Raw genomic sequence first — 21176 nt, forward strand, 5'->3', positions numbered from 1 at the left:
GGCGCCCCTACCCGTCCCGTCCTCAAGGGGCTCCGCCCCTTTGACCCCGTGCGCAGTTCCCCGCGCCCCTGATCAGGGGCGCGGGGAACTGCGCATCTTTTGGGGGTCCGGGGGCTTGCCCCCGGGGACGGGAAGGGTAGGGGCGGCGGGGGCGAGGAAAAGGCAGCCCCCCAGCCCCACCCGCGCCAAAATGAACCCATGCGTGCCGCCAGGCTCATCAGAATGGTGCTGCTCCTGCAGGGGCGCCCCACCATGACCGCCGCCGAGCTCGCCCGCGAGCTGGAGGTCTCCGAGCGCACCGTCGCCCGCGACGCCCAGGCCCTGTCCGAGGCCGGCATCCCCGTCTACGCCGACCGCGGCCGCACCGGCGGCTACCACCTCCTCCACGGCTACCGCACCCGCCTCACCGGCCTCGCCCGCACCGAGGCCGAGGCCCTCTTCCTCTCCGGCCTCCCCGGCCCCCTCCGCGACATGGGCCTCGCCGACGCCGCCTCCGCCGCCCGCCTGAAGGTCTCCGCCGCCCTCCTCCCTTCCCTCCGGGACACCCCCCGCACGGCCGCCCAGCGCTTCCACCTCGACGCCCCCGCCTGGTTCAGGGACCCCCGCACCCCCGACCTGCTCCCGGCGATCGCGGAGGCCGTCTGGGACGACCGCCGCATCACCGCCCGCTACCGCCGCCGCCCGGAGGACGACGAGGTCGAACGGGAGCTGGAACCGTACGGCCTCGTCCTGAAGGCGGGCGCCTGGTATCTGTGCGCCCGCGTCACCGCCCCGGACGGCGGACCGTTCCGCGTGTACCGGCTCGACCGCTTCACGGCGGTCACCCCGACGGCGCCCGACGAGGACCGCTTCACCCGCGACGAGAGCTTCGACCTGCCCGCCTTCTGGGCGGAGCACGCCGCGGAGTTCGCGCGCTCGATCCTCCGCACGCAGGTCGTCGTACGCCTCTCCCCCGAGGGCGCCCGCCTGCTCCCCGATGTCGTCGACCCCGCCTCAGCCCGCCACGCGCTGGCGGAGGCGACCGGCCGGGACGGCCCGGACGGCCACGTCACCCTGACCCTGCCGGTGGAGTCGGAGGAGGTCGCCCACGCCCAGCTCACCGCGCTGGGCCCGGAGGCGGAGGTACTGGCCCCCGCCTCCCTGCGCCGCCGCCTCGCCGCCGACGCCCGCCGCCTCGCGGCCCTCTACGCCTGACGACAGCCGGGAAGCGACCGCGCGACCGACGTGCGTACCGCCCGCCCAGGGCAGATGCTGGGGGCGTGATGGACGAGACGGAGTTCTGGGAGCTGGTGGACACCACCCGCGAGGCCGCCGGGGGTGACCCGGAGGAGCACGCCGACCTGCTGGTGGAGCGGCTCCTCCGGCTGGACCCGGAGGCGGTGCTGGACTTCGCCCGCCACTTCGAGGCCCGTTACAACCGGGCCTACCGCTGGGACCTGTGGGGCGCCGCCTGGCTGCTGCTCGGCGGGGCGAGCGACGACGCCTTCGACTACTTCCGCTGCTGGCTGATCGGCCAGGGCCGCGAGGTCTTCGAGGGCGCCCTGCACGACCCGGACTCCCTCGCCGAACTCCTGGACGACTTCGACGAACGCGTCGACGGCGACGGCGAGGAGCTCGGCTACGCGGCCGACGAGGCGTACGAGCAGCTCACCGGCGTCGTCGCCCCGGACCTCGGGCTGCCGCCCGCGCCCGACGAACCCGAGGGCACACCGCAGGACTTCGAGGACGAGGCCGCCCTGGCCCGCCGCTACCCCTCCCTGTGGACCCGCTTCGGCGACTGACCCGGGCCCGGGCGCGCCTGCGGCTCAGCCGCGGCCCTGCAACTGTGCCGCCCGCTCCCTTATCCACGCCAGCCGGGCCGAGAGCGCGGCGCCGGGGCAGCTCGTCTGGTAACCCGCGTCGTGCCCGGCCACCGCCGGGAGCACCGCGGTCGCCCCGGCGGCGTACCGGCTGCCGCCGTTGCTGGAGACGAGGGCGACCCGGGAGCGCGGGTCGACGTCGGAGAGGCCGAGCTTCCAGGCGGCGAGCGCGGCGATGGCCTCGGTCATCTCCTGCGGCACGGGGGTGCCCGCGGTGAACGTGCCGATCGCGGCGATGCCGGCGGTGCGGTGGTTGAAGCCCTGGGTGTGGGCGCCGGTGACGGGGCGGTCGACGCCGCCGGCCCGGCCCTCGTAGATGGTGCCGCAGCGGTCGACGAGGAAGTTGTAGCCGATGTCGTCCCACTGCCGGGCGGCGGTCTGGCCCTGGTAGAGGGCGCGGATGATGCGGGGCGCGTCGGCGCAGTCGTAGCCGTTGGGCGAGTCGGTGTGGTGGACGAAGATCGCGACGACCCGGTCGTCGTAGCGCGGGGGCGGCTGTGCGGGCAGGCCCTCGCCGGCCCAGCGCGAGCGCGGCACGATGGCCGGGCGGACGGCGGGGTGCGCGGGGGCGGTGGCCGGATGCCGGGTGGGGACGGGGTGCGCGGACCGGGCGCCGGTGGGGGCGGCGCCGACCGCGCAGAACGCCAGGACGAGCGCGACGGCGGCACCGGGCAGACAGCCGAGCAGCAGCACCAGGGCACGCCGGGTACGGCGGTGCCCGGACCGCCGGCGCCGCACGGCGGGCCGGCGGTACGTCCGGCGGTACGCCTCGTGGGACGAACGCCACTGCCCGTACCCGCCGCCGTCCCCGGCGTCGTGGGAACGGCCGTGCCCGGCGTCGTACCCGCCGTCGCCGTGTCCGGCGTCGTGAACCCCGGTGCCGAACCCGTCGCCGTGTCCGGCGTCGTGAACACCGCTGCCGAATGCGCCACCGAACCCGTCGTCGTGTCCGGCGCGATGTCTGTGCCTGCCGCGCGTTCTCGCCCGCAGGCGCCCGCGCGTTCCTCGGACCACACGCATGGTCCCCACCCTCACCCGCCTCCGCCGACCCCGCGACGCGTGCGCTGCCAGATGTGTGCCGCGCCACCCGGTGGAACCATCGTCGTGTCCGGGAGCGTTTTCGAAGGGTGCGGGCACCGGTGCCGTACGGATGGCTCCGGGCCTGATCAACGGGCGTGGCGGGCACGTACTCAGGGGTGCGCCCGGTGCGTACCGAGAGGTGCGCCCGGTGCGTGCCAAGGGGGGCGGCCCGAGAGAAAGGCGGCCATGTGGACCTGCTCGACGTAGTGCTGTTGCTGGTGATCCTGGCCTACGCGGCGTCCGGTTACCGGCGCGGGCTGGTCGCCGGCTGTGTGTCGCTGGCCGGCTTCGTGGCCGGTGCCGTGATCGGCGTGTGGGTGCTGCCGTGGGTCATGGAGCTGGTCACCCGGGGCACCCCCATGGCCACCCTGACGGCGGTGCTGACGCTGCTGGTGCCGGCCGCCGTGGGGCACGAGCTGGCGGGCCGGCTGGCCCTGCGGCTGCGCGGCGAGCTGGACCAGGGGGCGCTGCGGGTGGCGGACGGGGTCGGCGGGGCGGCGGCCAACACCGTGGCCGTCCTGCTGGTGGCGTGGGTGGCGGCGAGCGTCGTCGGCGCCTCGTCGTCCACGGTGGTCTCCTCCTCGATCCGCAACTCGGCGCTGCTGGGCGCGGTGCAGGACGTCATGCCGGAGACGACCCCGTCGTGGTTCTCGCGGGCCACGACGGCGCTCACGGAGGCGGGCTTCCCGCAGGTGTTCAACCCGTTCGAGAACGAGCCGACGGCGGGCGTGGCCGAGCCCTCCGGCGACAACGTCACGGCGCGCGCCACGAAGGCGGCCACGTCGAGCACCGTGAAGGTCGAGGGCGTCGCGGGCGACCAGGGCCGTGAGGGCAGCGGCTTCGTCTACGCGCCCCGGCACGTGATGACCAACGCCCACGTGGTGGCGGGCATCGACGACCCCTCGGTCCGCGTGGGCGGGGTCGGCACGGTGTACGCGGCCCGGGTGGTGCTGTTCGACCCGGACAGGGACGTGGCGGTGCTGTACGTGCCGGAGCTGACCGCCCCCGCGCTCCGCTTCGACGACACGGCGGGGCGCGGGGACCCGGCGGTGGTGGCCGGCTATCCGCAGGACGGCGGGCTGAACCTGCGGGCGGCCACGGTCGCGAGCACGATCGAGGCGACGGGCCGGAACATCTACAACACCGGCACCGTCACCCGGCAGATCTACTCCGTCCGCTCCACGGTGCTGCCCGGCAACTCCGGCGGCCCGCTGCTGAGCACCGACGGCCGGGTGTACGGGGTGGTGTTCGCGCGCTCCACCTCGGACGCGGAGACGGGGTACGTGCTCACCGCGAAGGAGGTCGCGGACGACGCCCGCGACGCGAGGAACCGCACGACGGCGGTGGACACCGGCGACCTGACGGAGTCGTGACCGCCCGGCGCGGCGGCTACAGCTTCCGGCCCATGAGGACGTCGTCCACGTACTTTCCGTCGAGCAGGAACTCCCCCGGGAGCACCCCCTCGACGACGAACCCCTCCGACTCGTAGAGCCGCCGGGCGGGGGTGTTGTGCCCGAGAACGCGCAGGGTGAGGCGGCGGGCGCCCTGCCGCCGGGCCTCCTCCGCCGCGGCCCGCAGCAGCGCCCGGCCGACACCGGTCCCGCGCGCCTCCTCCGCGACGACGAACCCGAGGATCTGCCGCACATGCGCGTTGGCGGCGAGCGAGGTCGGGAAGCCGATGCGGAGGTAGCCGATTATGTGTCCGTCCATGCGTCCGTCCGTGTGTTCGCCGGACTCGGCCACGAGGTGGTCCCGGGGCCCGAACCGCTCGGTGTAGAACGGCTCGTACGGCGGCTGCGGCCGGGGCTGGACGGCGTGCAGCGTGGACCAGGTGGCGCGGTCGAGCCGCCCGAGCGCGTCCTCGTCGGCGGGGGTGGCCCGGCGTATGCGCGGCGGCGGGTGCGGAACTGACATGTGGATCACTGTACGGCCGGGGTGTGACAACGGGTCGCGCGCGTGGTTCCCGGCCGGGGCCCCGCGGCCGGCCGCCGGTCCCCGCGCGCGCACGGTTCCGGGACGGCGGGGCAGGATGGACGCATGACAGCCGACGCGTCCCCTCCCCCGCCGTCCGCCGACTCCGCGCTCCCCGCCGGTTCCCGCGTCGCGCTCGCCGGTGCCTCCGGGCTGATCGGTTCGGCGCTGGCCCGCTCGCTGGAGAGGGACGGCCACACGGTCCTGCGGCTGGTGCGGCGCGCGCCGCGCGGTCCGGGCGAGGTCCGCTGGGACCCCGAGGAGCAGCGGATCGACGCGGCCGGCCTCGTCGGCTGCGCGGCGGTGGTGAACCTCGCGGGGGCCGGGGTCGCCTCACGGCGCTGGACGGAGGGGTACAAGCGGCGGATCCGCGACAGCAGGGTGCTGGGCACGGCCACGCTCGCCGAGGCGATGGCCGCGCTGGAGGAACCGCCGCGCGTGTTCGTCAACGGCAGCGCGATGGGCTTCTACGGCGCGACGGGCGACCGCGCGGTGGACGAGTCGGCGCCGCCCGGGGACGGCTTCCTGCCGTCGGTGTGCGTGGAGTGGGAGGAGGCGACGGCCCCGGCGCAGGAGGCCGGCATCCGTACGGTGCTGGCGCGCACCGGCCTGGTGGTGGCGCGCGGCGGCGGGGCGTGGGCGCGGCTGTTCCCGCTGTTCCGGGCGGGGCTCGGCGGCCGGATGGGGAACGGGCGGCAGTACTGGAGCTACATCTCCCTGCACGACGAGGTGGCCGCGCTGCGGCACGCCCTGGACACCGGGTCGCTGTCCGGTCCGGTCAACCTGACCGCGCCGACGCCGCTGACCAACGCGGAGATCACCCGGGCGATGGGGCGCGTGCTGCACCGGCCGACGCTGGTGCCGACGCCCGAGGCGCTGCTGCGGCTGGCGCTCGGCGACATGGCGGGCGACATCCTGACCAGTCAGCGGGTGCTGCCGACGCGGTTGCTGGAGTCGGGCTTCCGCTTCGCGTTCCCGGGGATCGAGGACGCGCTGCGGGCGGCGCTGCGCCGCACGGACTGACCCGGGGCGGGAAGGGGGGCGCAGTGAGGGGGGCGCCCGGCTCCCCCGGAGAGCGCCCCCGTGCACCCTCACGAGGCCCCCGTGCCCCCTGCCGTGCTTCCCGCCGCCGCCTACCCTCGTGCCGAACTCGCGTATTCCTTGAGCCTGTTGGGGGCATCACGTCCCCAGCAGCCGCGCGACCTCGAGGAGGGCACGTGCTTGAGCCGGTGCACCAGGCGGATGCGCACATCGTCAACACCGCGGACGGTCCGAGCGCCGCGGATCCCGTGGGCATCATGGATGTCCCAGGCACCATGAACGCCCCAGGCATCACGGACACGGTGGACATCACCGAGGTCACGGACGCCATGGACCGCGGGGACGCCGTCGACGTCGTCGTCGTGGGGGCCGGGGTCGCCGGGCTCGCGGCGGCCCACCATCTGACCCGGGCGGGGCTGAGCGTCCTCGTCCTGGAGGCGGCCGGCGGTGTCGGCGGCCGGATGACCAGCGAGAAGGTCGACGGCTTCCGCCTCGACCGTACGGGCCGGCTCCTGTGCACCTCGTACCCGGAGCTGGCCCGCACCCCGGGGCTCGAAACGCTGTCCCTGCGGACGTTCGCCCCCGGGGTGCTGCTGCACAGCGAGGGCCGGCACCACCGGGCCGGGGAGTCGTTCCTGCCCGCGGCCGCCCGGCGGGTGGTGCGCCGGGGCGCCGCCCTGAGCGCGGTACGGGGAACGAGGGGCGCGCTCACGGCCGTACGCGCCCTCGCAAGCGCCCCCAGGGCCGCGCGTCCGCAGCCGCTTCACCGCGGCCGGCCGTCGCGGCCCGCGCCCGGTCCGCTGGGCGGGGCGGCGGAGCGCGCGCGGCTGGCCACGGTGCTGGCCCGGCTGGCGGCCACACCGCCCGAGCGGCTGCTGTCCCGGCCACAACTCCCCACCGCCCAGGCCCTCTCCGGGTACGGGCTGCCGGCCGCCGCGGTCGAGGGGTTCCTGCGGCCGCTGCTGGCCGCGCTGCTCGGCGACCCGGCGCTGACGTCGTCCAGCCGCTGCGCCGACCTCGCGCTGCACGCCTTCGTGACGGGGCGGCTGTGTCTGCCGGAGGGTGGCGCGGACGCCCTGCCGGAGCTGCTGGCGGCCGGGCTGCCGCCGGGGTCGGTCCGTACGGGGGTGCGCGTGACGGCGGTGTCCACGACCTCGGTGACCACGCGGGAGCTGGGCGAGGTGGACTGCCGGGCGGTCGTCCTGGCGACGGGGGCGCGGTCCGCGGCCGCGCTGCTGCCCGGGCTGCGGGTGCCGGCGCACCACGCGGTGACGGTGCTGCACCACACCACCGACGAGCCGCCGCTCGCCGAGCCGGTGCTGCTGCTGGACGCCGACCGGGGTGGGCCGGTGGCGCACACGGCGGTGATCAGTCAGGTGGATCCGGGGCGGGCGCCGGTGGGGCGGGCGCTGGTCACGTCCGTGGTGCTCGGGCGGCCGGCGGATCCGGCGGGGCCGGGGGTGCTGGACGCGGAGGCGCGGGCGCAGTTGGGGCGGATGTACCGGACGTCCACGCGGCGGTGGGAGTTGCTGGCGGTGCATCATGACGCGGAGGCGGTGCCGGGGATGGGGGTGCCGCATGATGTGCGGCGGCCGGTGCGGGTGTTGTCGGGGCTGTACGTGTGCGGCGACCACCGGGGGGTGAGTGGGCTCCAGGGGGAGCTTCACTCGGCCCGGAGGGCGGCGCGGGCGGTGCTCGCGGATGCGGCCGCCTGGGCCTCGCGGCCGGCAGGCCGCCGTTTGGAGACGGCGGCGTAGCGCGGTGGTGGCGGGGGCCTTTGTCTCGCCCCCGCCGCCCCTACCCGTCCCATCCCTTCAAGGGGCTCCGCCCCTTGGACCCCGGGGGTGCGTTGTCGGCCGACGGCCGGTGGGGCTTCTCGCGCAGTTCCCCGCGCCCCTAAAGAACCGGGGCGCGCCCCCCGCCTTTGAGGGGCGCGGGGAACTGCGCGACTAGCCACGACGCACCCGCACCCGCCAACGCACCCGACCCCCCCGCCCGGAGGGCGCCCGAGCCCCGCCCGGGGGGGCGGGGCCGCACGGAGGGCTACTGGAGTACGCCCACGCGGTCGCGGTAGCCCCGCACGGGCGCCGCATCCCGGTACGGCTCGAGCCGGCGCTCGAAGTCCCGTACGTACTCCACCGCCCGCACCGACCGCATCTCCGACGCCTGCGCGGCGGCCTCCGCGCCCAACTGGCAGGCCTGGTCCAGCTCGCCGAGGCCCAGCCGGGCCGAGGCGAGCACCACCCGGCAGAACAACCGGCTGCGCGCGAACGCGACCGGCCGCAGCTGCAGCGAGCGTTCCGCGTGCTGCACGGCCGCACGGTACTGCTGCAGATCCCGGTGGCAGTGGCCGAACTCGTCGGCGAGCTGGGCCTCGTCGAAGAAGCGGGCCCAGGGGGGAAGGTCGTCCCCGGGCCGGCTCGCCTCAAGGGCCCGCTCGGCCCGGACGAGCGAGGCCGTGCACGCCCGCACCTCCCCGAGCACCCCGTGCCCGCGCGCCTCGACCGCGTGCAGCAGCGCCTGCACGGCGGGCGGCGCGGTGTTGACGGCGCCCTGCTGCGCGACACGGGCGAGCTGTACGGCCTCCCGGCCATGGCCCAGGTAGATGGCCTGCCTGCTCATCGTCACCAGGACGTACGCCCCGTAGACCCGGTCGCCGGCCGCCTGCGTCAGCCGCAGCGCCTGGACGAAGTAGCGCTGCGCGAGTCCGTGCGCCCCGATGTCGTACGAGGTCCACCCGGCCAGCCGGGTGAGGTCGGCCGCGGCGGCGAACAGACGGCGTCCGGTCTGCTCCCCGTACGTGCCGCGCAGCATCGGTTCGACCTCGTGTTCGAGGTAGCGGACGAGGGCCTGGCGGGCGTGGCCGCCGCCGTAGGCGTGGTCGAGGGTGCGGAACAGCTCGCCGACCGAGCGCAGCGCGGCGATGTCGCCACCGGTGACCCGCTGGCCGGGACCGCGCTCGGAGTGCCCGCGCTGGCGCGGCACCGCCGGGCGGCCCTGCGCGGGCAGCCGTACGGGGCCGGGCTCGCCGTGGGCGACCCGGTCGTCGGCGCGGCCGATCAGCCAGTCCCGGCTGGGGACGACGAGACCGGCCGGGGTGAAGGCGATCTTGCGGAGCTCGGCATGGCTGCCGGAGTCCTTGCGCCACAGCCCGCCGACGATGTCGACGGCCTCCTCCGGCGTCGCGGCGAACTCCAGACCGGCGTAGACGGGGGCGCACGCGTCGAGCCCGAGGTCCTGGGCGCTGAGCCTGCGGCCCAGCCGCCGGGTGAAGACCTCGGCGATGAGCGCGGGCGTGGTGCCGCGGGGCTGCTGGCCGCGCAGCCAGCGGGTGACGGAGGTCTTGTCGTATCTGAGGTCGAGTCCGTGTTCGAGGCCGAGCTGGTCCACACGACGGGCCAGACCTGCGTTGGAGAACCCCGCTTCTGCGATGAGTGCGGCGAGCTGGCGGTTGGGGGTGCGCTGCGCGGGTCGTTCCGTCATCTGCGGTGCGGTCTCCTGCCTTCCGGTGCCGTCCGGGGCCGCGCGCTGTCCGCGGGGACTTCGCGAGCTGCCCGGATCGCCTCTGAGCAGCCGTTTTGGCGCTCACTTCCTGCGTACGTCTGCTGCCGTCGGCGCGAATGTAGCGGAGAGTGAGCGACTGATCGCACACTTCGGCGCCCATTCATCCGATCGTGTGAGGATGCGCCCGACCGGCTGACGCAACGGGAGCGGGCGGCGGCGCGGCGGCCCGCCCGCACGCCCTCGCCGCACCGCCCGCACGCCCTCGCCGCACCGCCCGCACGCCCTCGCCGCGCCCTCCGCACACCCCCCGCGCGCCCCCCGTTCGGCCCTCTCCGGGGGTCGCTTTCGCACGGACGTACAGTGGCTTGGGCGCGGTGCACGCGCCCGACACAGTTCGCTGAGGGAGGCGCTCGCCGTGGGTGAGGTGCGGTTCGTCCATATGGGGTTCGGCCCGGATGCCGTGGAGTACCAGGAGGCGTGGGACGAGCAGCGCCGGGTGCACGCGGCGCGGTTCGCCGACGAGGTTCCCGACACCGTGCTGCTCCTGGAGCACCCGCCGGTCTACACCGCCGGCCGGCGCACGGAGGACAGCGAACGCCCGCTCGACGGCACGCCCGTCATCGACGTGGACCGCGGCGGCAAGATCACCTGGCACGGGCCCGGACAGCTCGTCGGCTATCCGATCCAGAAGCTGCCGCGCCCGGTGGACGTCGTGGCGCACGTGCGGCGGCTGGAGGAGGCGCTGATCCGTACGTGCGCGGAGTTCGGTCTGGAGACGACGCGGGTGGAGGGGCGCAGCGGGGTCTGGGTGCTGGGCGATCCCGTCGAGCAGCGGCCCGCGCTCGGGGGGCTGTCGCTGGACTTCGACCCCCGGCTGACGGACGAGGAGTTCGATCCGCGGTTGAACGGGCCGGAGTACGCGCCGTCGAACGCGGGGCAGCGGCGGGAGGACCGGAAGGTCGCCGCCATCGGGATCCGGGTCGCCAAGGGCGTCACGATGCACGGGTTCGCGCTGAACGTGAATCCGGACGCGACGTGGTTCGACCGGATCATTCCGTGCGGGATCCGTGACGCGGGGGTCGCGTCCCTGGCGAGCGAACTGGGGCGGGACGTGACCATCGCGGAGGTGCTGCCGGTGGTGGAGCGGCATCTGCGGGAGGTTCTGGAGCACGCGGAGTTGAAGCCGAGGGTGGTGGAGCGGGCGTCGGTGTAGGGGTGCGTGGGGCTGGGTCGGGTTTTTCGTCCCCGCCGCCCTTACCCTTCCCGTCCCCGGGGGCTGTGCCCCCGGACCCCCCTGAAAGATTGCGCAGTTCCCCGCGCCCCTATGGAGCCCGAACCGGTTCAGGACCTGTCCTCGTACGGGCGTACGCTGGGGTTTGCCGACGAATCGAAGCTACAGGGAGCCGACGTGTCCGCAGTCGCACCCGACGGACGCAAGATGCTGCGCCTGGAGGTCCGCAACAGCCAGACCCCCATCGAGCGCAAGCCCGAGTGGATCAAGACCCGGGCGAAAATGGGCCCCGAGTACACCAAGATGCAGAGCCTCGTGAAGAGCGAGGGGCTGCACACGGTCTGTCAGGAGGCCGGTTGTCCGAACATCTACGAATGCTGGGAGGACCGCGAGGCGACCTTCCTCATCGGTGGCGACCAGTGCACCCGGCGCTGTGACTTCTGTCAGATCGACACCGGCAAGCCGGAAGCGCTCGACCGTGACGAGCCCCGCCGGGTCGGTGAGTCCGTGGTCACGATGGACCTGAACTACGCCACCATCACCGGCGTCGCCCGCGACGACCTGGCGGACGGCGGTGCCTGGCTCTACGCCGAGACGGTCCGCCAGATCCACGCGCAGACCGCCGGCCGGGCCGAGGGCCGGACCAAGGTCGAACTGCTGGCCCCCGACTTCAACGCGGTCCCCGAGCAGCTGGCGGAGGTCTTCTCCGCCCGCCCCGAGGTCTTCGCCCACAATGTCGAGACGGTGCCGCGGATCTTCAAGCGGATCCGCCCCGGCTTCCGTTACGACCGTTCGCTCCAGGTCATCACCGCGGCCCGCGACTACGGCCTGGTGACCAAGTCGAACCTCATCCTCGGCATGGGCGAGACCCGCGAGGAGGTCGTCGACGCGCTGAAGCAGCTGCACGACGCCGGCTGCGAGCTGGTCACCATCACGCAGTACCTGCGGCCGAGCGTCCGCCACCACCCGGTGGAGCGCTGGGTCAAGCCGCAGGAGTTCGTGGAACTGAAGGAGGAGGCCGAGCGCATCGGCTTCTCCGGTGTGATGTCCGGCCCGCTCGTCCGGTCCTCGTACCGCGCGGGCCGGCTGTACCGCATGGCCGTGGAGAAGCGTGGCGCCTACGTCGCCTCGCAGGCGGTCTGATCGGTTCATCTCCCGTACGGGCGGCGGCACTGGCACCCAGTGCCGCCGCTCGGTGGTTCCGGGGCCCGGTGATCGTGTGAATCCGCGCACAGGGCACTACCGGTCGGTAAACGCCGGTCCGCCGCGGCCCCGGCGTCCTCGCAGCTAGGGGCTCCGCTCGTGCCGCGACGGCCGTTTCCGGCGTCGTACCCAGGCTTCATGCCCGTTTGACCGGTCGGTCACGTCCTGGTAACACCGAAGCGTGACCCTGGGTTCACATCATGTAGGGCCCCGACCCTGGCCGCCGTTTTCCCGAGGGGGAACCTCCGTCATGCAGGCCGCACCCGTCCGTGCCACCGCGCTTCCGAAGTTCACCGATGCACTCCGTGCCGTCGAGAGTCTGCTGCTGAGCGGTGGCCAGCGCACCGCCCGTCGCAACGCCTGGAACTCGGTCCTGGAGGACCGCCGCCGGGCCAAGGACCGCATCGAGGCCGAACGCGTCCTCGACGCCGCCGCCCTGCCCCTGCTGACCGGGGTCCGTGCCGACGGCTGACCGCGCCGCCGTAACGATTCGGCGGGTACGGCGTCACCCTCCCGCATCGCAGCGGGCACTGCCGTCGTCGGCGCCTGTCGGGACACGTAGACTTCGTGCCATGGCGAGGAAGGAATCCGCGGCGGAGACTGCGAACCCCGGGCGACTGAAACAGATCGCCCTGACCTACAAGATGACCCGCAGGGCCGACTCGAAGATCGGTCTTGTACTCGCGGCTGTCGGAATCGTCACTCTTGGCGTCTTCCTCGCGATCGGTTTCCTGATCGGTCACCCCATCTATCTGGGCATCTTCGGTCTGCTGCTCGCCCTGCTGGCGATGGCGATCGTCTTCGGCCGGCGGGCCGAGCGCGCGGCGTTCGGGCAGATGGAGGGCCAGCCGGGTGCGGCGGCCGCCGTGCTCGACAACGTCGGGCGCGGCTGGACGACGACCCCGGCGGTGGCGATGAACCGCAACCAGGACGTGGTGCACCGGGCGGTCGGCAAGGCCGGCATCGTACTGGTGGCCGAGGGCAACCCGAACCGGCTCAAGACGCTGCTGGCGGCCGAGAAGAAGAAGATGGCCCGCATCGTGGCGGACGTGCCGGTGCACGACGTGATCGTCGGCACGGGCGAGGGCCAGGTCGAGCTCAAGAAGCTGCGCACGACGATGCTGAAGTACCCGCGGGTGCTGACCGGCCCCCAGGTCACCGCGACCAACGACCGGCTGCGCGCGCTGGGCGACCTGATGAGCAACATGCCCCTCCCGAAGGGCCCGATGCCGAAGGGCATGCGGATGCCGAGGGGTGGCCGTCTGCGGTAACCGCAGCGCCCACTGACACGGAAAGGGCTCCTGGCAACGGTACGGATTGCCAGGAGCCCTTTCCGTGTCAGAACCGCCTACGGGCGCGGGCTACGCCCGCACCTCCACCGTCCCCGCGAGGCGGTCGTGCAGGCCCCGGCCGTCCCGGTCCCATACGAGCGCCGGGATCGCCAGGCACAACAGCACCGTCCGCAGCACCGCCCGCCCCGGGCTCACCCGCCCGGACGCCAGCGCCACCACCCGCAGCCCGAACAGCCGCTTGCCCGGGGTGAACCCGATCGTCCCCACGGTCAGCACCCCCAGCAGGAAGAAGACGAGCAGCGTCCAGTTGCTCGTCGCCTGCCCGTAGCCGTCGGTGATCAGGCCGTATGCGATCAGCAGGCACAGCGCCCAGTCCACGACGACCGCTCCGAGCCGCCGCCCGGGCCGGGCGATCGACCCCGGCCCCTCCTCCGGCAATCCCAGCTGCTCCCCGCGGTAACCGAAGTCCGCTCCCGCCTCCTCGGCGGCGGCGCGGGGCCCGGAGAGCCATGATCCGATTGCTTGCCTGTTGTCCACCCGTCCACGGTACTGCGCCCCCGCGGGCGCCCACACGGCCCCCGCCCCACCCCGCGCGGACGTCCGGCACACGTCACAATGGGGGACGAGCCGGTTAACCTCCACGAAACAAATGGGTCACGCCCGAGAAATCACCCCTCCCTAGGGTCGTTAACCGGTTGTGCCACCGCACCGGCCGCACGAACGAACTACCACCCCGGCAAGGAACGGCCGGGAGTAGGAGGAGCTTGATGTTCCAGAACGCCGACGAGGCCAAGAAGTTCATCGCGGACGAGGACGTCAAGTTCGTCGATGTCCGGTTCTGCGACCTGCCGGGTGTGATGCAGCACTTCACGATCCCGGCCGAGGCCTTCGACCCGGCCGAGGAGCTCGCGTTCGACGGCTCCTCGATCCGCGGCTTCCAGGCCATCCACGAGTCGGACATGGCACTCCGCGCCGACCTGTCCACCGCGCGCGTCGACCCGTTCCGCCGCGACAAGACGGTCAACATCAACTTCTTCATCCACGACCCGATCACGGGCGAGCAGTACTCCCGCGACCCGCGCAACGTGGCCAAGAAGGCCGAGGCGTACCTCGCCTCCACCGGCATCGCAGACACCGCGTACTTCGGCCCGGAGGCCGAGTTCTACGTGTTCGACAGCGTCCGCTTCCGGACCGCCGAGAACGAGTCCTTCTACCACATCGACTCCGAGGCCGGCGCCTGGAACACCGGCGCGGTCGAGGACAACCGCGGCTACAAGGTCCGCTACAAGGGCGGCTACTTCCCGGTCCCGCCGGTCGACCACTTCGCCGACCTGCGCGCCGAGATCTCCCTGGAGCTGCAGCGCTCCGGCCTCCAGTTGGAGCGGCTGCACCACGAGGTGGGCACCGCGGGCCAGGCCGAGATCAACTACAAGTTCAACACGCTGCTCGCCGCCGCGGACGACCTCCAGCTCTTCAAGTACATCGTGAAGAACGTCGCCTGGCGCAACGGCAAGACCGCGACCTTCATGCCGAAGCCAATCTTCGGCGACAACGGCTCGGGCATGCACGTCCACCAGTCCCTGTGGGCGGGCGGCGACCCGCTGTTCTACGACGAGGCCGGGTACGCGGGCCTGTCGGACACCGCCCGCTACTACATCGGCGGCATCCTCAAGCACGCCCCGTCGCTGCTGGCCTTCACCAACCCGACGGTGAACTCCTACCACCGTCTGGTGCCGGGCTTCGAGGCGCCGGTCAACCTGGTGTACTCGCAGCGCAACCGCTCCGCGGCCATGCGCATCCCGATCACGGGTTCGAACGCCAAGGCCAAGCGCGTCGAGTTCCGTGCCCCGGACTCCTCCGGCAACCCCTACCTCGCCTTCTCGGCGCTGCTGCTCGCGGGCCTGGACGGCATCAAGAACAAGATCGAGCCGGCCGAGCCGATCGACAAGGACCTCTACGAGCTGGCCCCCGAGGAGCACGCGGGCGTCGCCCAGGTCCCCACCTCCCTCGGCGCCGTCCTCGACCGCCTGGAGGCCGACCACGAGTTCCTCCTCCAGGGCGACGTCTTCACGTCCGACCTGATCGAGACGTGGATCGACTTCAAGCGCACCCACGAGATCGCCCCGCTCCAGCTCCGCCCGCACCCGCACGAGTTCGAGCTGTACTTCGACGTGTGAGCCGACCCGGGCGGGTGCGCGCACCCGCCCGATGGCCCCCGGGGCCGTCGTCCCTCGTGGACGGCGGCCCCGTCGTCGTCCCTCCCGGCCTTTGCCGTCCCTGGGGGCGTTCGGGGGCCGCGCATGGGCCGCGGCGGCGGGTGCGGGCGCACAATGGAGAGCGGGACGAGTGCTTTACGCCTTATGCCTTATGCCGAGGTACCGCGAGGTGATGCGGAATGCGGAGCCGGTTCCACAGTGATCGGCGGCTGACCGTGCGGATGACGGTCACGATGTTCCTGCTGGGATTGCTGTACGTGGCCTTCGTGGCCGCGTTGGTCGTGCTGCTGAAGTCGTGGGTGCTGGTCGTGGTGATCGCGGCGGCGGTGCTCGGGGCGCAGTACTGGTTCTCCGACCGGATCGCGCTGTACTCGATGCACGGGCGGGTCGTGGAGCGCGAGGAGTATCCGGAGCTGCACGGGGTCGTGGACCGGCTGTGCGCCGTCGCGGACATGCCGAAGCCGCTCGTCGCGGTCTCCAACATGGACATGCCGAACGCGTTCGCGACCGGGCGGAACGCCGATCACGCCGTGGTGTGCGTGACCACGGGGCTGCTGCGGCGGCTGGAGCCCGCGGAGCTGGAGGGCGTCCTCGCGCACGAGCTGTCGCACGTGGCGCACAAGGACGTCGCCGTGATCACGATCGCGTCGTTCCTCGGAGTGCTCGCCGGGCTGGTGGTGCGGTTCGCCTTCTACTCGGAGCTGTTCGGGCGGGGCCGGCGGGACCAGAACACGCTGGCCGTGCTCGGCATCGTGATGGGCGTCTCGGCGGCGGTGTACGCGCTGAGCTTCGTCCTCATCCGTGCACTGTCCCGGTACCGGGAGCTGGCCGCGGACCGGGCCGCCGCGCTGCTCACCGGGCGGCCCTCGGCGCTGGCCGCCGCGCTGACCAAGGTCGACGGGGACATCGCGCGCATCCCCAGTGAGGATCTGCGGACCGCGCAGGCCTTCAACGCGTTCTACTTCACCCCCGCGTTCGGCAAGGGCGCGGGGTTCGCCCGGCTGTTCTCCACCCATCCGAGTCTGGAGCAGCGGCTGGAGCAGTTGGGCCGGATCTCGGCGGAGCTGGGCGAGACCGGGAGGGTGGGCTGAGGCGGCGTGGGGTTTCTCGACATCCTGCTCGGGCGGACCAGGCCGGTCGCGCCGGATCTCGATCAGCTGTTCGCCTTGCCGGCGGCGGCGGTGACGTTGGAGGCGGGGGCCGGGTTCACCCCTACGGGGGAAGGGGCCGTGTGTTTCGCGACGGTCGAGGGGGCGGCGTTCGAGCAGACGCACCGGGAGGTGCGGGCGTTGCTGGACGCGGATGCGGAGCGGATGGGGGCGGGGGTGGAGCTGCGGCGGGACGAGTACGGGTACTCGTGGCTCGTCTCGCGGCGGGGGGTCGGGGAGGTGGCGTCGGTGGTGAATGACGTGCATGCGGTGAACAGTGCGATGGAGGTGAACGGGTTCGGGCCGCAGTTGTTGTGCTCGGTGGTGGGGTTTCGCGAGGCAGGGGTGGAGGCCGAGGCCGGGGCGGGGCGGCGGCTGGGGCTGGTGTATCTGTTCAAGCGGGGGACGTTCTACCCGTTCGCGCCGGTGGGGGGTGAGCGGCGGGACACGGCGTTGGAGCTGCGGGTGCGGGGGGTGCTGGCGGGTGAGCTGCGGATGGAGTCCGACCTGGGGCGCTGGTTCCCGCTGTGGGGCGCGCCGGGTCTGTGACGGGCTTTTCCTCGCCCCCGCCGCCCCTACCCTTCCCGTCCCCGGGGGCAAGCCCCCAGACCCCCGAAAAGATTGCGCAGTTCCCCGCGCCCCTGGTCAGGGGCGCGGGGAACTGCGCGCGAAGCACCTGTTCAGCGGGTGTAGCGGAGCAGCGCGCGGACCATGTGGCACGTGCGTTCCGACGGCGGGTGGACGCCGATCAGCGCCGCCGTCCGGTGGATCACCTCGTCCCGCGCCTGATGCGGCACGTACACCCCGGAGTCGAGCAGCGCGATCGCCAGCCGCATCGCCTTCAGCCGGCGGTTGTGGGTGACGTACCACTCGCGGGGCCGCCCCGCCGGGAGCGGGCGCTTGGCGACGGGGGCGTACGGCAGGTCCAGCGGGACCTGCCGCGCGGCGGTCGACTGGGTGGGCAACGGCGTGGACGTGAGGGTGGCAGCGGGCACGGGCATCCTCCTGTCGCGGTCGGGACACCGTCCGGAACCTCCGGCGACGGCCTCGAACACTGCTTCTATTCTACTGCCCGGCACTGACAATCGGAGGGCCCCAACGGCGCCAAAAGGCCAGGTCAGGACGTGAGTTGGGGGATGATGGAGGGCCGTGGGGGCTCCGGTGCGCGTGGGGCTGCCGGGGGCCGGGAGAGCACCGCTACCGTGTCCCGCATGGAGATCTGGATCAACCCCGCCTGTTCCAAGTGCCGCAGCGCGCTCACCCTGCTCGACGCCGAGGGCGCCGACTACACCGTCCGCCGTTACCTGGAGGACGTACCGAGCGAGGACGAGATCCGTCAGGTGCTCCAGCGCCTCGGGCTCGAACCGTGGGACATCACACGGACCGGCGAGGCCGAGGCCGGGGAACTCGGCGTCAAGGACTGGCCGAAGGACCCGGCGTCCCGCGACCGCTGGGTGCGGGCGCTCGCGGAGCACCCGAAGCTGATCCAGCGGCCGATCATCACCGCCGACGACGGCACCGCCGTGGTCGCCCGCACCGAGGACGCCGTACGCGACGCGCTGTCACGCTGAGCCAAGCCCCGTGTGGCACAGGTCACTTGTGCGACTCCTGTGACCGCTGAGTAGGTCCTGTTCGGGATCTCGTACATAGCGGCGTACGCTCCCCTACCTCCCAGGAGGCGCGCATGTCGCGCAGGAGAAAGCTCGGCACGAAGAAGAAGATCGCGCTGCTGGCCTGCGCCGCGACGATGGCGGGCGGCGGGGCCTTCGCCCTGGCCGCCACGTCGAACGCGGCGCCCGTGCAGAACGCGGCCACCTCCACCGTCTGCCAGGGACTGGCCACCGCGCTGGGCAACAACCAGAAGTTCATCGAGGGCCAACGGGCCGCGCCCGACGCCCAGTCGGAGGCGCGGATCGCCAACCGCGAGGCGGTGATCGCGGAGATAGAGCGCAAGCAGGAGGCGTCCGGCTGCGAGGTCGGGGAGTCGGCTCAGGGCTCCCCGACCGCCGCCGCGCAACCCCCGACGCAGGCCGCGACGGAACCCGCCGGGCAACCCCCGGCCCAGGCCGGCGGCGACGCGGCGGCCGCCGGCGAGCAGGTCTGCGCGGGCTCGACCGTGACGCTCTCCGGCGAGGACGGCGCCCCCGCCGCGTCCAGCAACCAGTTCCCGGCCGGTACGAAGCTCAAGGTGACCAATCTGGACAACGACAAGTCGACCACCGTGGAGGTCACCTCCGTCTCCGGCAGCTGCGTCCTGCTGAACAACGCGGCCTTCGAACAGGTGCGGGAGTCCGGCAAGTTCCTCATCCGCCGCGCGCTCATCGAGAAGGTGGGGTAACTCCGGGAGATACCCGCGGTGGCTGTGACGCCGCGCACAGCCGCCGCGGGTAACACGGCGTTCACATACGGGCAACGGCCGGGAAACCGCCTGTTGACAGCCTCGAAGCACCACGCAGCGCCCCAGTGCCGCAGCGCCGCGTGCCGCACCCGCACCCGCACCGGCCGCGCGGCCCCGTACCGCCCCGGCCGGACTCCCGAAGGACGTGGCCCGTGACCTTCAAGGCTGAGTACATCTGGATCGACGGCACCGAGCCGACCGCCAAGCTCCGGTCCAAGACCAGGATCATGGCCTCCTCCGAGAAGACGTCCACCGCCGCCGACCTGCCGTACTGGGGCTTCGACGGGTCCTCCACCAACCAGGCCGAGGGCCACGCCTCGGACCGCGTGCTCAAGCCCGTCTTCGTCTGTCCCGACCCGATCCGCGGCGGCGAAGACATCCTGGTGCTGTGCGAGGTGCTCAACACGGACCTGACGCCGCACGAGTCCAACACCCGTGCCGCACTGGCCGAGACCGCGGAGCGGTTCGCCGCGCAGGAGCCGATCTTCGGCATCGAGCAGGAGTACACGTTCTTCAAGGGCTCCCGCCCGCTCGGCTTCCCCGAGGGCGGCTTCCCGGCCGCGCAGGGCGGCTACTACTGCGGCGTCGGCTCGGACGAGATCTTCGGCCGTGACGTCGTCGAGGCGCACCTGGAGAACTGCCTCAGGGCCGGCCTCGGCATCTCCGGCATCAACGCCGAGGTCATGCCCGGCCAGTGGGAGTTCCAGGTCGGCCCGCTGGCCCCGCTGGAGGTCTCCGACCAGCTGTGGGTGGCCCGCTGGCTGCTCTACCGCACCGCCGAGGACTTCGAGGTCTCCGCCACCCTCGACCCCAAGCCGGTCAAGGGCGACTGGAACGGCGCGGGCGCGCACACCAACTTCTCGACGAAGGCCATGCGCGAGGGGTACGACGCGATCATCACGGCGTGCGAGTCGCTCGGCGAGGGTTCCAAGCCGATGGACCACGTCAAGAACTACGGCGCCGGGATCGACGACCGCCTCACCGGTCTGCACGAGACGGCCCCGTGGAACGAGTACTCCTACGGCGTCTCCGACCGCGGCGCCTCGGTCCGCATCCCCTGGCAGGTCGAGCAGGACCGCAAGGGGTACATCGAGGACCGCCGCCCGAACGCCAACGTCGACCCGTACGTGGTGACGCGGCTGCTGGTCGACACGTGCTGCACGGCGCTGGAGAAGGTCGGCCAGGTCTGACGACCGGCCGACCACCGCCGCGCGAGGGGCGCTCACCGTCACGGTGGGCGCCCCTTCGCACGCCTCCTCCCGCGCCGCCCGCGTGTACCCCGGCGTCCACGCTGTGAGAGGAGGCTCCCCGCGGCGGCGGGCGTCTGCTTCAATGTGAGCATGGCCGGCATTCAGCAGCGCACCGCGACAGGTCGCCACGACCTGGAGCCCTTCTGGCCGTCCCGTCAGCACCACGACTTCGACCGGGTGTGTTGCCGCGCGACGAACGCGCCGGCCCTCTGACGCCGTACCCGGTCTTCGGCCGGCGCGAACACGACGCCTTTCCTCGACGCCCCGGCAGCCGGGCCACCCGCCCCACGTCCCGCGGCCGTCGAGCCTTCCGTCGAACCCCTCGCGCGAAAGAGCTGACGTCTCATGGCGACCACCCGTTCCCTCTCCACCGCCTCCTCCGTCACCGCCACCGCCGCCCAGCGCCACCGGCTGCGCGCCGTCGACCGGGACGAGGTGGTCGAGATCGCCGACTTGCTGCCGCCCGGCGCCACCTGGCTGCCCGCTCCCCCGCACACCCTCCCGACGCTGCCGGGCCGGCCGCCGATGGTCGGCTATCTGGTCCTCGTCCCGGCCGGACAGCAGCCGCCGTTCGCCCCCGCCGCGGTACCCGACACCCCGGAGCGCCCGGCCCCCGACGCCGCCCCGGAGCCGAGCGAGCCGTCCGGCACCCCGCTGGTCCGCATCGACCCGGTGCGCCGCACCGCCGAGGTCGCCGGACGCCCGCTCGACCTGACCTACCTGGAGTTCGAACTGCTGGCGCACCTCGTCGCGCACCCCCACCGGGTGCACACGCGGGACCAGCTCGTCACCACCGTGTGGGGCTATGGGCACGTGGGCGACGGCCGCACCGTCGACGTCCACGTCGCCCGGCTGCGGCGCAAGCTGGGCGCGGAGCACCGCGCGGCGATCCAGACGGTCCGCCGCGTGGGCTACAAGTACGCCCCGCCCACCGGCGGCTGAGTCCCCGCTCTCCTGTCAGCAGAGCGGCGTTCGCTCCCCGG

General features: G+C 73.2%; 22 protein-coding genes. 17 read left to right on the forward strand and 5 right to left on the reverse strand.

What is annotated here, in order from left to right:
* Positions 1 to 198 precede the first annotated feature (198 nt).
* Both OIE12_RS09060 and OIE12_RS09065 read left to right on the forward strand, forming a co-directional pair.
* Positions 199 to 1194, forward strand: a complete 996-nt coding sequence (locus OIE12_RS09060) for a helix-turn-helix transcriptional regulator (RefSeq protein WP_329133562.1) — start codon at positions 199 to 201, stop codon at positions 1192 to 1194.
* Positions 1195 to 1262: 68 nt separating this feature from the next.
* Complete coding sequence (locus tag OIE12_RS09065; protein WP_329141798.1) at positions 1263 to 1781, forward strand: DUF4240 domain-containing protein; 519 nt, start codon at positions 1263 to 1265, stop codon at positions 1779 to 1781.
* 24 nt (positions 1782 to 1805) lie between these two features.
* On the opposite strand, the gene OIE12_RS09070 is transcribed toward OIE12_RS09065, so the two are convergent.
* Positions 1806 to 2879: a peptidoglycan recognition protein family protein gene (locus tag OIE12_RS09070; protein WP_443053782.1), complete on the reverse strand. Its 1074-nt coding sequence runs from the start codon at positions 2877 to 2879 to the stop codon at positions 1806 to 1808.
* 248 nt (positions 2880 to 3127) lie between these two features.
* On the opposite strand from OIE12_RS09070, the gene OIE12_RS09075 reads away from it, so the two are divergent.
* Positions 3128 to 4312: a MarP family serine protease gene (locus tag OIE12_RS09075; RefSeq protein ID WP_329133565.1), complete on the forward strand. Its 1185-nt coding sequence runs from the start codon at positions 3128 to 3130 to the stop codon at positions 4310 to 4312.
* 16 nt (positions 4313 to 4328) lie between these two features.
* Here the strand turns inward: OIE12_RS09075 and OIE12_RS09080 are convergent, their stop codons facing one another.
* Entirely contained in the window at positions 4329 to 4853 is a 525-nt protein-coding gene (locus tag OIE12_RS09080; RefSeq protein WP_329133566.1) for a GNAT family N-acetyltransferase, read from the reverse strand.
* Between the two features lie 123 nt (positions 4854 to 4976).
* Here OIE12_RS09080 and OIE12_RS09085 point away from each other — a divergent pair, with 123 nt between their 5' ends.
* Together OIE12_RS09085 and OIE12_RS09090 are read left to right on the forward strand one after the other, a co-directional pair.
* Positions 4977 to 5933 carry a TIGR01777 family oxidoreductase gene (locus OIE12_RS09085; RefSeq protein ID WP_329133568.1) on the forward strand — a complete coding sequence of 319 codons (957 nt, stop codon included), beginning with the start codon at positions 4977 to 4979 and terminating at the stop codon, positions 5931 to 5933.
* A 347-nt stretch (positions 5934 to 6280) separates the two neighbouring features.
* Positions 6281 to 7708 carry an FAD-dependent oxidoreductase gene (locus OIE12_RS09090; protein ID WP_329141802.1) on the forward strand — a complete coding sequence of 476 codons (1428 nt, stop codon included), beginning with the start codon at positions 6281 to 6283 and terminating at the stop codon, positions 7706 to 7708.
* Positions 7709 to 7994: 286 nt separating this feature from the next.
* Here OIE12_RS09090 and OIE12_RS09095 read toward each other — a convergent pair whose 3' ends face one another.
* Complete coding sequence (locus tag OIE12_RS09095; protein ID WP_329133570.1) at positions 7995 to 9434, reverse strand: regulator; 1440 nt, start codon at positions 9432 to 9434, stop codon at positions 7995 to 7997.
* A gap of 436 nt (positions 9435 to 9870) precedes the next feature.
* Between OIE12_RS09095 and lipB the strand changes: the two genes are divergently transcribed.
* From lipB to OIE12_RS09115, 4 genes are all read left to right on the forward strand, one after another.
* The gene (gene lipB / locus OIE12_RS09100; RefSeq protein WP_329133572.1) at positions 9871 to 10668 is read left to right on the forward strand and encodes a lipoyl(octanoyl) transferase LipB; all 798 of its coding nucleotides are present in this window, start codon (positions 9871 to 9873) and stop codon (positions 10666 to 10668) included.
* Between the two features lie 195 nt (positions 10669 to 10863).
* Entirely contained in the window at positions 10864 to 11829 is a 966-nt protein-coding gene (gene lipA, locus OIE12_RS09105; RefSeq protein WP_329133574.1) for a lipoyl synthase, read from the forward strand.
* 310 nt (positions 11830 to 12139) lie between these two features.
* Positions 12140 to 12361 carry an SCO2195 family GlnR-regulated protein gene (locus OIE12_RS09110; RefSeq protein ID WP_329133576.1) on the forward strand — a complete coding sequence of 74 codons (222 nt, stop codon included), beginning with the start codon at positions 12140 to 12142 and terminating at the stop codon, positions 12359 to 12361.
* Positions 12362 to 12461: 100 nt separating this feature from the next.
* Positions 12462 to 13160 (forward strand): DUF4191 domain-containing protein, encoded by a 699-nt coding sequence (locus OIE12_RS09115; protein WP_329133578.1) that lies wholly within the window; start codon positions 12462 to 12464, stop codon positions 13158 to 13160.
* 90 nt (positions 13161 to 13250) lie between these two features.
* On the opposite strand, the gene OIE12_RS09120 is transcribed toward OIE12_RS09115, so the two are convergent.
* Positions 13251 to 13718 carry an RDD family protein gene (locus OIE12_RS09120; protein WP_030382569.1) on the reverse strand — a complete coding sequence of 156 codons (468 nt, stop codon included), beginning with the start codon at positions 13716 to 13718 and terminating at the stop codon, positions 13251 to 13253.
* A gap of 230 nt (positions 13719 to 13948) precedes the next feature.
* Between OIE12_RS09120 and glnA the strand changes: the two genes are divergently transcribed.
* The 3 genes from glnA (at position 13949) to pspAB (ending at position 17094) form a co-directional block, all read left to right on the forward strand.
* Complete coding sequence (gene glnA, locus OIE12_RS09125; RefSeq protein WP_329133581.1) at positions 13949 to 15358, forward strand: type I glutamate--ammonia ligase; 1410 nt, start codon at positions 13949 to 13951, stop codon at positions 15356 to 15358.
* A gap of 218 nt (positions 15359 to 15576) precedes the next feature.
* Entirely contained in the window at positions 15577 to 16488 is a 912-nt protein-coding gene (htpX, locus tag OIE12_RS09130; RefSeq protein ID WP_329133583.1) for a zinc metalloprotease HtpX, read from the forward strand.
* A 6-nt stretch (positions 16489 to 16494) separates the two neighbouring features.
* Positions 16495 to 17094: a PspA-associated protein PspAB gene (gene pspAB, locus OIE12_RS09135; protein ID WP_329133585.1), complete on the forward strand. Its 600-nt coding sequence runs from the start codon at positions 16495 to 16497 to the stop codon at positions 17092 to 17094.
* Between the two features lie 131 nt (positions 17095 to 17225).
* Here the strand turns inward: pspAB and OIE12_RS09140 are convergent, their stop codons facing one another.
* A complete protein-coding gene (locus OIE12_RS09140) occupies positions 17226 to 17540 on the reverse strand; it encodes a hypothetical protein (protein ID WP_329133587.1) in 315 nt (104 codons plus the stop codon).
* 216 nt (positions 17541 to 17756) lie between these two features.
* Here OIE12_RS09140 and OIE12_RS09145 point away from each other — a divergent pair, with 216 nt between their 5' ends.
* The 5 genes from OIE12_RS09145 (at position 17757) to OIE12_RS09165 (ending at position 21135) form a co-directional block, all read left to right on the forward strand.
* Positions 17757 to 18116, forward strand: a complete 360-nt coding sequence (locus OIE12_RS09145; RefSeq protein WP_329133589.1) for an arsenate reductase family protein — start codon at positions 17757 to 17759, stop codon at positions 18114 to 18116.
* 113 nt (positions 18117 to 18229) lie between these two features.
* The gene (locus tag OIE12_RS09150; protein ID WP_329133591.1) at positions 18230 to 18883 is read left to right on the forward strand and encodes a hypothetical protein; all 654 of its coding nucleotides are present in this window, start codon (positions 18230 to 18232) and stop codon (positions 18881 to 18883) included.
* A gap of 212 nt (positions 18884 to 19095) precedes the next feature.
* A complete protein-coding gene (glnII, locus tag OIE12_RS09155) occupies positions 19096 to 20133 on the forward strand; it encodes a glutamine synthetase (RefSeq protein WP_329133593.1) in 1038 nt (345 codons plus the stop codon).
* 150 nt (positions 20134 to 20283) lie between these two features.
* Positions 20284 to 20406, forward strand: a complete 123-nt coding sequence (locus OIE12_RS09160; protein WP_086010902.1) for a hypothetical protein — start codon at positions 20284 to 20286, stop codon at positions 20404 to 20406.
* Positions 20407 to 20538: 132 nt separating this feature from the next.
* A complete protein-coding gene (locus OIE12_RS09165) occupies positions 20539 to 21135 on the forward strand; it encodes a winged helix-turn-helix domain-containing protein (protein ID WP_329133597.1) in 597 nt (198 codons plus the stop codon).
* The last annotated feature ends 41 nt before the right edge of the window (positions 21136 to 21176 follow it).

It is taken from the genome of Streptomyces sp. NBC_00670, assembly GCF_036226765.1.
Taxonomy (GTDB): Bacteria; Actinomycetota; Actinomycetes; order Streptomycetales; family Streptomycetaceae; genus Streptomyces.